The organism is Mesorhizobium sp. M7A.F.Ca.AU.001.01.1.1 (assembly GCF_004022735.1).
In the GTDB taxonomy this organism is placed as follows: domain Bacteria; phylum Pseudomonadota; class Alphaproteobacteria; order Rhizobiales; family Rhizobiaceae; genus Mesorhizobium; species Mesorhizobium ciceri.
Genome location: NZ_RZPF01000131.1, coordinates 1 through 11,247, shown reverse-complemented (window position 1 = coordinate 11,247; position 11,247 = coordinate 1). Strand labels below are relative to the sequence as shown.

Annotated in this window: 10 protein-coding genes; 6 read left to right on the top strand and 4 right to left on the bottom strand. The window is 64.7% G+C overall.

Annotated features, from left to right (window positions below):
- Both EN884_RS10850 and EN884_RS10845 read right to left on the bottom strand, forming a co-directional pair.
- On the bottom strand, positions 1–582 hold a 582-nt coding region (locus EN884_RS10850), incomplete at its 3' end, for a nuclear transport factor 2 family protein (protein WP_164894974.1).
- 190 nt (positions 583–772) lie between these two features.
- Complete coding sequence (locus tag EN884_RS10845) at positions 773–1,717, bottom strand: MurR/RpiR family transcriptional regulator (RefSeq protein ID WP_063169588.1); 945 nt, start codon at positions 1,715–1,717, stop codon at positions 773–775.
- 337 nt (positions 1,718–2,054) lie between these two features.
- On the opposite strand from EN884_RS10845, the gene EN884_RS10840 reads away from it, so the two are divergent.
- The 5 genes from EN884_RS10840 (at position 2,055) to EN884_RS10810 (ending at position 8,073) form a co-directional block, all read left to right on the top strand.
- A complete protein-coding gene (locus EN884_RS10840; protein ID WP_013528756.1) occupies positions 2,055–2,882 on the top strand; it encodes an ABC transporter ATP-binding protein in 828 nt (275 codons plus the stop codon).
- The gene (locus EN884_RS10835) at positions 2,879–3,739 is read left to right on the top strand and encodes an ABC transporter permease (RefSeq protein WP_063169587.1); all 861 of its coding nucleotides are present in this window, start codon (positions 2,879–2,881) and stop codon (positions 3,737–3,739) included. The genes EN884_RS10840 and EN884_RS10835 overlap by 4 nt, the downstream gene beginning before the upstream one ends.
- A 70-nt stretch (positions 3,740–3,809) precedes the next feature.
- A complete protein-coding gene (locus tag EN884_RS10830) occupies positions 3,810–4,973 on the top strand; it encodes an ABC transporter substrate-binding protein (RefSeq protein WP_013528758.1) in 1,164 nt (387 codons plus the stop codon).
- Between the two features lie 359 nt (positions 4,974–5,332).
- On the top strand, positions 5,333–6,424 hold the full coding sequence (locus EN884_RS10815) for a Gfo/Idh/MocA family oxidoreductase (protein WP_063169586.1): 1,092 nt from the start codon (positions 5,333–5,335) through the stop codon (positions 6,422–6,424).
- A gap of 206 nt (positions 6,425–6,630) precedes the next feature.
- Complete coding sequence (locus EN884_RS10810) at positions 6,631–8,073, top strand: amidase (RefSeq protein ID WP_063169585.1); 1,443 nt, start codon at positions 6,631–6,633, stop codon at positions 8,071–8,073.
- A gap of 217 nt (positions 8,074–8,290) precedes the next feature.
- Here the strand turns inward: EN884_RS10810 and EN884_RS10800 are convergent, their stop codons facing one another.
- Both EN884_RS10800 and EN884_RS10795 read right to left on the bottom strand, forming a co-directional pair.
- Positions 8,291–9,529 (bottom strand): Xaa-Pro peptidase family protein, encoded by a 1,239-nt coding sequence (locus EN884_RS10800; RefSeq protein ID WP_063169584.1) that lies wholly within the window; start codon positions 9,527–9,529, stop codon positions 8,291–8,293.
- A gap of 68 nt (positions 9,530–9,597) precedes the next feature.
- Positions 9,598–10,128, bottom strand: a complete 531-nt coding sequence (locus tag EN884_RS10795; RefSeq protein ID WP_244514247.1) for an invasion associated locus B family protein — start codon at positions 10,126–10,128, stop codon at positions 9,598–9,600.
- A 329-nt stretch (positions 10,129–10,457) separates the two neighbouring features.
- Here EN884_RS10795 and EN884_RS10790 point away from each other — a divergent pair.
- The coding region (locus EN884_RS10790) for an inverse autotransporter beta domain-containing protein (RefSeq protein ID WP_245491921.1) at positions 10,458–11,247 on the top strand (790 nt) is incomplete at its 3' end.

Below are 11,247 nucleotides of genomic sequence, written 5' to 3'. Positions count from 1 at the left end.
CTTCTCGATGACGATGGCCGGCACGCCGAGCTGGCGCAGTCGCGCCCCCAGCATGATGCCGCCCTGGCCGCCGCCGATGACCAGGCAATAGGGCTGTTCATCAGTGCCGAGTTCGCGCGTCTCGCGCGCCCGCGCCTCCGACCAGGTCTCGCGCTGGGGATCGGCCTTGTGGCGCACGCCGAGCGGCCGCGCCGCGCCCTTGCGCTCCTCGAAGCCCTTGAGGTCGGCCATCGCCGTGAACAATGTCCGGCAGCGGCCGTCGCGCAGCCGCATGATGCCCTCCCCCCTGGCCACCACGGTTTCGAAGCTGAACCAGGCCTCGATGGTGCCGTCGTCCGAGGTCGCCTCGCCGGTCAGCCGCCACGCGCTCGGCTTGGCCGTCGCCAGCGTCGTCGCCAGCATGTCGGCGATCGCCGCGCGGCCTTCCACGGTCGTGATGTTCCAGGTGAAGGTCAGGAGATCGCGCCAGTAGCAATCGTCGACGAAGAGGTTGCTCGCCGCCGCAGCGTCGCCGGCTGCGAGTGCCTGTGCCAGGGATTCGAGCCATGCGGCGGCCTGTTTCGTCGGTGCTATTTCGAGCATCTCTTTCCCTCTTTCGTTTCATGTCCGGCTTCCCTTCTCCCACAAGGGGAGAAGGTGGCCTCACGAAGTGAGGTCGGATGAGGGGTGCTCCAGCTTGGCGCCGACGGCACTCCGTCACCCACCCCTCAACCGTCTCGGCGCTACGCGCCGATCCACCTTCTCCCACAAGGGGAGAAGGAAAAGCGCAGCCCTAGTCTCCGAGCGGCTCCATCTCCTTGCCGGTGCGGTGGATCTGGGCGTTGTATTTGATGCGGCGCACCGTCTCGCGGGCCGAGCCGTCGAGCTTGTAGGCGGAGGCCACCGCCAGCAGGTCGATCGCCGCCAGAAAGGCGAAGCGCGATGCCGTCGGCTTCAGCGTGTCGGGATATTCCGGCACCGCCACCGTCAGCCTGACGTCGCAGGTGCGGGCGAGCTCGGTGTCGGGCGCGGTCACGGCGATCGCATTGGCGCGGTAATGCTTGGCGAGCTCGACGGCCTCGATCACCTCGCGGGTGCGTCCCGTCGCCGAAATGGCGATCACCAGATCGCCGGGCTTGAGCGTCGAGGCGGTCATGCGCATCAGATAGGGATCGCACTGGGCGCTGACTGTTATGCCGTAGCGGAACAGCCGGTATTGGGTTTCCTGCGCCAGCGCCGAGGAGCTGCCGCCGAGGCCGAAGACCGTGACCTGGCGCGCCTTGGCGATCAGCTCGGCGGCCTTCTGCAGCTGGGCCGGGTCGAGCTGCCGCTCGGCCTCCTGCAGCGCCCGGCGCGCCTCGCCGAACACGGCGTTCCAGAACGGCATGCCATTGTCATTGCTGACGGAAGGCGACTTGGCCAGGTAGAGCGCGCCGACGACGAGGCTCTGCGCCAGCTTCAGCTTGAAATCGCGCACGCCCTCGCAGCCGATGGCGCGGCAGAACCGGGTCACCGTCGGTTCGCTGACCCCGGCGCGCTGGGCAAGGGCGGCGTTGGAGGCGTCGACGGCATATTTGACGTCGTCGAGAACGACATCGGCGACACGCCGTTCGGCCGGGCGCAATTCGCTGTAGGAATCCTTGACCAGCGAGATGATGTCGGGGATGCGCCGGACAGGATCGCGTCTCTCGGTATCGGGGCCTGGAACAGGCTCGTCCTGGCTGCCAGCGTCGGTCATGGGGTCCTGGTCTTTCCCTGGGTTGCGAGGCTGTCGTCTTAGCATGTTTGCACGCCCTGGCTCCACGTGCCCGACCGGATCGCAACCGCAGCGTGTCGTTGGGGAAAGCTCACCTTCCTCCGTTCCTCTCCGGTCCGTGTCAGTTCCGAAGTATGTAGGAAAGCAACATGCATTTCAAGGCCGTAAAACCGACGGTAAAACAAGATGATAGGTATACTAATCGATTTTCGCGATACGGCCGCTATCGTCGGTGCTTGACAGGAAAGTAGGATAGTTACAGACTGATTTTCGCTGGGGATGAGCCAATGGATCATCGCGCAATCTTCCCGGGGGGCAGATGAACACGGGCGATGCAAAAAAGCCGAAGCTTGGCGTGCAGGCAGCCACCAAGATCTATCACACGGCCTCCGGCGACCTGCTGGCGCTGGACCGCTGCAGCCTCGATGTCAGCGTCAATGAAATCGTCTCGATCGTCGGCCCTTCCGGCTGCGGCAAGACCACGCTTTTGTGGTCGATGTCGGGCCTGCACAGCCTGACCAGTGGCGAGATCCGGCTCGACGGCAAGGCCATCACCGGTCCGCATCCCGATATCGGCATCGTCTTCCAAGAGGCGAACCTCCTGCCGTGGCGCAACCTCGACGCCAACATCCGCTTCCCCTTCGAGATCAAGAGCGAGAAGCCGGACCGGGCGTGGATCGCGCATCTGCTCAACCGGGTCGGGCTTGATGGCTTCGGCGGCAAGTTTCCGCGCGAGCTGTCGGGCGGCATGCAGCAGCGCGCGGCGATCGTGCGGGCGCTGGCGCTAAAGCCCTCGGTGCTTTTGATGGACGAGCCGTTCGGCGCGCTCGACAGTTTCACCCGCGAGGAGATGAACCGGCTGGTCGAGGAGATCTGGCTCGACACCAAGACAACCATCGTCTTCATCACCCACAGCATCGAGGAAGCGATTTTTCTCTCGGACCGGGTGGTGGTGCTGAGCGCCCGGCCTGGCCGCGTCGCCAAGGAATACCGCGTGCCGTTCCCACGGCCGCGTTCGCTGGAGATCATGGCGACGAAGGAGGTCTTCGACCTCACCAACCGGATCAAGATGGACATTGTCGGCGAACGCACGCGGCCAAAAGCCCCGGAGCGCCCGAGCGCCGAAATCGTGAGGATCAGGCCGTGAGCGGGGGCGATGCCATTCCGGAATTCTCAAAGTCCAAGTCGGGCGCCAAGGCGGGCGACGGCCATGAGGTCAGCCTGACCAACCTTTCCGCCTTCGCCAGCGGCCCCGGCATCAAGTCGGGCAAGGAGGTGGCGGCCATTCTTGTCGTGGCGGTGATCATCATCGGCGGCATCGAACTGGCGCTGCGGCTGTTCCACGTGCCGCTCTATATCATGCCGCCGCCGAGCTCGATCGCTTATGCGCTGTTCGACGAGTTTCCGCTGATCGCGCCGCATCTCGGCTACACGCTGGTCGAGCTGGTGTCCGGCTTCACCATCGGCGCCATCATCGGCCTGGTGCTGGCCGCCGTCATCACCCAATTCCCGTTCGCAGAGAAGATCGTCGCGCCTTACATCCTGCTTCTGGTCACCACGCCGATGCTGGCGCTGGTGCCGCTTCTGATCCTGCGCTTCGGCTTCGGCTACACGCCGCGCATCATCGCGGTGGCACTGGCCGCCGGGCCGATGGTGATGATCAATGCGGCGACAGGCTTTCGCCGCGTCGACAGCGCCAAGATTGCGCTGGCGCGTTCCTATGGCGCCAGCACCCTGCAGATCTTCTGGAAGATCCGTGCGCCGATGGCGCTGCCGATGATCCTGGTCGGGCTGATGATCGGCGCCATCTTCGGCCTGCTGACCGCGGTCGGCGCGGAAATGGTCGGCGGCGGTTTCGGCCTCGGCAACCGGCTGACCACCTATTCGTCGATGATCCAGATGCCGCAGTTCTTCGCAGTGGTGCTGATCCTGTCGACGCTCGGCATCCTGATCTACGTGCTGTTCTTCCTGATCGGCAAGAAATGGGCGAGCTGGGAGGCTTGAACACAGGGATATGACGGCGCCCGGGAGGCGGGCGGCAAGAAACTGACATCAAACAAAAAAGGGGAATGCCATGACCAAAGAGAACTCGATCAACCCGGCGGGGATCAGCCGCCGCTACTTCCTGCAGGTCACCGGCGCCGGGCTGGTGACGGCGACGGCGCTTGGCGCCACCGGCCTGAAGGCCAGGGCCGAACCCTACGGAAAATTCACCTGGATCTCGCCGCGCGGCACGCTCGAAGTGCTCGACGACTATCCCTACTGGGCGGCCAAGAAGGCCGGCTATTTCGACGGGCTGGACACCGACATGCAGCCGGGACCATCGGACGGCACCGCGACGGTGAAGTTCGTCGATGTCGGCCAGGCCGATATGGGCTTCCCGTCGCCCGGCGTGTTCTCCTTCGCCATCCAGAACGGCATGAAGCTGAAGTCGGTGTTCCATATGGGCGCGCGCGACACGTTCAGCATCGCCTTCCGCAAGGGCGAGGGATCGAACGACCTGAAGAAGCTGGAAGGCAAGACCATCCTGCTCGGCTCCGCCGCCTGGCAGTCGATCACCGACCCGCTGCTGGCCGCGCAGGGCGTCGACATCAAGAAGGTGAAATATGTCGAGGCCGGCTGGCCGACCTGGGGAACGGCGCTGGCCGGCGGCCAGGGCGACGCCGCCCTGTCGTGGGAAGGGCTGCGCGCCGAATGGATCGCCAAGGGGCTCGACTTCGAATACTGGCTCGGCGTGCAGAATTCGAAGCTGCCGGCCAACACCTTCGTCGTGCGTGCCGCCGATCTCGAGGATCCCGACCGCAAGGCGTTTTTGGAAAAGTACCTGCGCGGCTGGGCGATGGGCCTCGAATTCGGCTACCAGAATCCACGCGCGGCGGTCGAAGCGGTGTTCGAGCAGTTCCCGACGCTGGCCAAGAATCTCGGGCCGGAGCTCGGCACCACCTCGATCCTGCAGCAGATCAACGTTTTCCGCGGCGACATGGACAAGCGCGGCGGCTGGGGCTCGCACGACATGGCGAGCTGGCAGGGCTTCTTCGACGAAATCCACAAGATCGGCCAGATCACCGCTCCGGTGAAGGCCGAGGATGTCTGCACCAACGATCTGATCGGCCCGGCCAATGATTTCGACAAGGCCAAGGTCAAGGCCGATGCCGACGGCGTCAAGCTGTCGGAAGGTTTTGCCGCGCTCGATGTCGAGAAGATCAAGGCGCATCTGTTCGATTCGGCGGTGAAGTAGGGCTGCGCAACGGGTCATGTCGGCCGCCCTCCATTACCCTGCCTTGGCTCCTTTCCTCTCCCTCCGGAGGGGGGAGAGGTGGCGCCGCGAAGCGGCGACGGAGTGGGGAAAGGCGTTCGTCAAACGCGCAGTCGCCACAAGACAGGCACAATCTGACGAGCAAGAGACCTCAAGCGCGCGGCGAGGGTCTCGACCCCCACTCCGTCGAGCTTCGCTCGACACCTCTCCCCCGATCGACGGGGGAGAGGAAAGGGCCGGGCAATGAGCGGCGGCGCTGACCTGAGGTGATTGTCTCGGATAGACATACGAGCGGCAACCGATCGCCGCGCACAATTCAATCAAAACCTGGGAGATATTCGGTGTCCGACAAGGTAAAAGTGCTGGTGGTGGGTCTCGGCAATATGGGTGCGTCGCATGCCAGCGCCTATCACCGGCTCGACGGTTTCGAGATCGTCGGCATCATGAGCCGGTCGATCAAGAGCAACACGAAGATTCCGGAAGAGTTAGCCGGCTACCCACTCTACGAGGATTTCGACCAGGCGCTGAAGGAAACAAAAGCGGACGCCGTCTCGATCAACAGCTGGCCGAACACCCACGCCGAATACGCGCTGAAGGCAATCGCCGCCAACTGCCATGTGTTCATGGAAAAGCCGCTCGCCACCAACAACGAGGATGCCGAGAAGGTGGTCGCGGCGGCGCGGGCCAAGAACCGCAAGCTGGTGCTCGGCTATATTCTGCGCGTGCATCCGTCGTGGATCAAGTTCATCGAGGTCGGCAAGACGCTCGGCAAGCCGCTGGTGATGCGGCTCAACCTCAACCAGCAGAGCAGCGGCAGCGCCTGGCACTGGCACAAGAACCTGATCGATTCGCTGATCCCGATCGTCGATTGCGGCGTCCACTATGTCGACGTCATGTGCCAGCTGACCGGCGCCAAGCCGGTGCGCGTGCACGGCATCGGCGCCAAGCTCTGGGCGGAAGCCGACAAGCAGAATTACGGCCATCTGCACGTCACCTTCGATGACGGTTCGGTCGGCTGGTACGAGGCGGGCTGGGGCCCGATGATGAGCGAGACGGCCTATTTCGTGAAGGACGTCGTCGGCCCCAAGGGCGCGGTGTCGATCGTCGCCGGCCAGCAGGCAAGCAGTGTTGCCGAGCTGGCAGAGGTTTCGAATTCCGCCGACATCGACCGCCACACCAAGACCGATGCGCTGAAGATCCACTATGCCGCTGTCGACGGCGACAAGAATTTCTCCAAACCCGACGAGATCGTCAGCATGGAGGACGAACCCGGCCACCAGGAACTGTGCGATCGCGAGCAGGCCTTCTTCCTGCGCGCCATCCGCGAGGATCTCGACCTCACCGAGCAGATGGATGCGGCGGTCAACAGCCTGCGCATCGTGCTGGCCGCCGAGCAGAGCATCGCACTGGGACGGACCATCGACCTGGCCTGAAGTCGCGCCAGCCCCCCTCATCCGGCCGCTTCGCGGCCACCTTCTCCCCGTTGGGGAGAAGAGGGTGGCGCTGGCGCTGCAAGTCTCCTCTCCCCTCGGGGAGAGGTCAGCCGAGCGAAGCGGAGGCTGGGTGAGGGGGCCGATGCCCCAATACAGTTCTCCGCAGGAGCAGCATCAACACAAGCTATCCGCCGAAGGAGAGAGATATGGCCGCCGTCACCGACAGTCTGCTGAAAACCTATGCCGAGTCCGACGCGCTGGACCTTGCGGCGCTGGTGAAGCGCGGCGACGTTACCCCGGCGGAGCTGGTGGAAGCGGCGATCACGCTGGTCGAGCGGCTCAACCCGACGCTCAATGCGGTCATCCATCGCCTCTACGACATGGCGCGCGGCCAGGCGCAGACGGTCGACACATCAGCGCCCTTCGCCGGCGTGCCATTCCTGCTCAAGGAGCTGGCCTCGTCCTGGACCGGGGCGCCGAACACCAACTCCTCATTCTACCTGAAAGATGTCGTCGCCGATTTCGACACCGAAGTGGTTCGCCGCATGAAGGCGGCCGGGCTGGTGCTGGTCGGCAAGTCGAACGCCCCAGAAAATGGCTGGTCGATCACCACCGAGCCAAAGCTCTACGGCGCGACGAAGAACCCGTGGAAGGAAGGCATCACGCCCGGCGGCTCCAGCGGCGGAGCGGCCGCGGCGATTGCTTCGCGCATGGTGCCGATCGCCGAAGCCAGCGATGGCGCCGGCTCGATCCGCATCCCGGCCTCCTGCTGCGGCATCGTCGGCCTGAAGCCGTCGCGCGGCCGCGTCAGCCTTGCGCCGTTCGGCGACTATTGGTATGGCGGCGCCTATTTCCTCTGCTGCTCGCGCACGGTGCGCGACACGGCGGCCTATCTCGACGCGGTCGCCGGCGCGCTGCCGGGCGACCCCTACACGCCGCCGGTTCCTGATGGCAGCTGGCTCAGCCTGTCGGCGCGGGCGCCAACGAAGCTGCGCATCGGCTTTTCCGTCACGCCGCCCAACGGCACCGCGATCGATCCGGAGGTGAAGGCGGCGGTGCTGGAGACCGTGGCTGTACTCGAGCGGCTCGGCCACCATGTCGAGGAGCATGACATGCCGCTCGACGCCGATGCTGTGTGGAAGACCTACACCAACATGACCTGCGTGCAGACGGCGGCGACCTTCGACTACCTTGAAACGGTGATGGGGCGGTCGGTGACACCGGGCGATGTCGAGGCGGTGACCTTCGCGATCATCGAGCGCGGCCGTGCGACCAGCGGCACCAGGCACATCTCCGACGTCGAGCAGCTCAGGCAGGTCGGCCGCGACATCGTCGGCGACCTTGGCGCCTACGATCTCTTCATCACCCCGACGCTGACGCAGCTGCCGCGCCCGCTCGGCTATTACGACATGTCGGAGACGGATATCGACCGCTACAATGCCAAATGGACGGACGCGGTGTTTGCCTTCCCCTTCAACATCTCCGGCCAGCCGGCGATCTCGCTGCCGCTCGGCTGGTCGAAAGACGGCGTCCCGATCGGCGTGCAGCTGGTCGGCCGCTACGGCGACGAGGCAACGGTGCTGGCCGCGTCGGCGCAGCTGGAACAAGAGATGCCGTGGAGGGGGAGAAGGCCGGCGGTGAGTGGTTAGGTGCTTGGCACCCCACCGCCGAGTTCCGTGGCGCCCCCTCTGTCCTGCCGGACATCTCCCCCTCAAGGGGGGAGATTACGCGCTCAACAGCCTTCGCCAAATCATCTACACGGTAAGGTGGGCGAGACGGCGAAGCTGCCAATCTCCCCCCTTGAGGGGGAGATGCCCGGTAGGGCAAGGGGGGCGTAGAGCGCTGTCCCTGCAGTGACCCGCCTCGTTATCCAATCCTCTCCAGCCGTCGCGGCAGCCTGTTCATCGGCTTGGGCCCGTCCGGCGTGATCAGGAACTGGTCCTCGAGATTGAAGCTGGCGAGGCCGTCTATGTAGAGCGGGATCTCGAAGGCCAGCACCATGCCGGTTTCGATCACGACATCGCTGTCGGCGGCGATGAACGGCCATTGTTCGGAAAACACCGACTGGCCGACGCCATGGCCGAAATGGCCGCGGCGGTAGGTGCGCAGCCCTTGCCGCGCCAGGCTGTCGGTGGCGACGCAATGCACGTGGGCGAGCGTGGTTCCCGCAACAAGGGACGCCAGCCCGTCGTCAAAGGCCCGCTCGGCAATGGCGTGCAGTTCGGCCTGCTCGGCGGATGGCGGCCCGAAGGTGAAGTTGCGCGACATGTCGGAGGCGTAGCCGCCGACCGTGCAGACCATGTCGCACTTCAGCGGATCGCCAGGCATCGCTTTCGCATCGGCATCTTTGGCCCGAGCGCCCAGCGTCACATATTCGGCAGTTTGGACCGGATGAGACAGGCCGGACGCGGCCGTGGCGACACCTTGCCGGTAGAGGGCAATGAGATCGGCCTGGCGCATGCCGGCCATCGCATCGACCTGCAGCCGCTCCAGCCCGGCTTCCGACAGGATGATGCCTTGCTGCAGCAGGTCGATCTCGCGCGGCGACTTGATGGCCCGCAACCTGTCGAGCACGGCCGAGCCGTCGACCATCGTGCAGGCCGGCAACAGCGCCTGCATGACCGAGAAATCGGCGGCGGGCACAAAATCGAGGTCGACGCCGACCCTTGCGCGCCCGAGCCCGAACCCGGTCAGGATCTGCTTCAGCTCGTCGACGGCACGAGCGAGTTCGAATGTCGCGGGCCGAGAAAAACCCGGCGCCCGGCCGGCAAGGCCGGCCTCGATGCGTTGCGGCAACCCTTGCCCTGACGTCGAGGCGTCCAGCGTGGCGGCTTCGATCCAGATCGGGTGGCTGCGGATGACAGCATCCGGCAGAACCCGCTGCAATTGTCCCGCATTGAAGTCCGCCACCACGACGCCGATCGGCAGGTCTCGGCCAGCCGGGATGACGACAAAGCCGGCGCCGGCGCGCCGGAACAGTCCCGCCGGGCCGATCGAGGCTCCGGTCGCATAGTGGAAGGCCTCGGGCGCGCACAGCACCAGCGCCTCGATGCCGGCGCGGTCCATCAGTTGCGCCGCGCGCTGGCGGTCGACAAAGCCTGTCATGGGTTTCTCCACTGTCCGAAGCGGCAACGGAGCATTCCGGGCATCGACAATCAAGCCGCTGACAACAGCTACTTGATCGATTCCAGCTTGGCGACGGCAGCGGTGAAGCCAGCCAGCGACACCGGGATGGTGACCGGCTTGCGGGTGACCGATTCCATGCCGATGTTCAGATTGGTCCCCGACTTCATGGCCTTGATGAGATCCGCCGACAGCGGCGTGGCGGCATAGGCGCCGTTCTGGTCGCTGGTCTGGATGGCAATCGTCGTCTTCTGGCCCTGGTCGATCTGGAAGGAGGCGCCGGACGGCAGGAACAGGCCGTGCGGCAGGGCAAGCAGCATGGCGAGGCTGCCATTGCCGTTGTCGCGGCGCACGGTCACGGTCAGCACGCGCTGCCCGGTCTTGGCCTCGGTCAGGTTCTGCGAAAGCTGGCACTGAAGCTCGGTGGTCGCCGAACCGCTGGAGCAGTTCATCGCCCACGGATTGGCATCGGCCGGTTTTGCATTGGTTTCAGCCGGCTTTGGCTGGGCCGGCTTGGCATCTTCGGCGAGGGCCGGGCCGGTGGCCAGAGCAAGCCACAGGGCGGCCAGCCCCGCGGCCATGCCAAGTAAATTAGATCTAGCTAAAGTAAATGTCATGTTGTTTTGCCGGATGCCTTGCATGTTTCCTCGCCGCGCCCGGTATTCTCCCGAGCATGGCTTGATACAACACCCGCGACTGTTCCGGAAGCCGAGCAGGAGGCAAGCAAGCCGGCGAAATTACTGTGGCTTTTCGGATACAACGAACAATATTGCAGGAGGCCCTCAGAAATCGAAGCGCCGGAGACTCGCTATACAATAGAATTCGAGTAAGATTTTACACGGGGTGCGTGCAGTCCCCGAAGGACTCGCCAGGGATGGGAACTACCGAGACGCCTCGGCAAGTTGGTGAGATGGCGGCGCGTGGGGAGGATTTCCGCGTGCACGCCGGCTATCGCCGTTCGCGAATCGCCAGGCATCTCTGGAAGACGACGGCACTGACGACGCTGGCGCTCGGCCTTTCAGGCATGGCCGCCTATGGCGATCCCAACGGGCTATGGCAGCCGCAGATCCGCGCCATCATCGGCGCCGACAACAATGGCGGCAACGGCGCGCTCGAAGGTTTCATCCCGCTCAAGCAGACGGCCGAATCCGTGCTGTTCCTGGATGTCCGGGCCAAGCACGATTTCAAGGATGGTTCCGGCCAGGATGTCGGCCTCGGCATTCGCCGCATCGTCAACCCGGACCTGATGATCGGCGGCTACGCCTATCTCAATCTCGAGAACTACAACTCCACCCAGTTCACCGCGGCCACGCTGGGCGCCGAGGCGATCACGCCTCATTTCGATGCGCATGTGAACGTCTATCTGCCGATCAAGGGTGATTCGACGGATCACTCGACCAGTTCGACCCTGTCGATGGTCAGCAACCAGCTGATCGAGCAGATCTCGGTCCTCGACCACCGCGATTACGCGGCATGGGGCATCGAGGGCGAGATCGGCGCGCAGGTGCCGGTCAACCTGCCCGACAAGCATTCGCTGCGGCTCGACATTGGCGTCTATCATTTCGAGGATCCGCATGGCGACGACGGCAGCGTCACGGGCGCCAAGGCCGGCTTCGAGTATACGATCGGCGATGTTTTCGGCAGCAACACGGAACTGGTCTTCGCCGGCGAGGTCCGCAACGACAATCGCGACGACACCC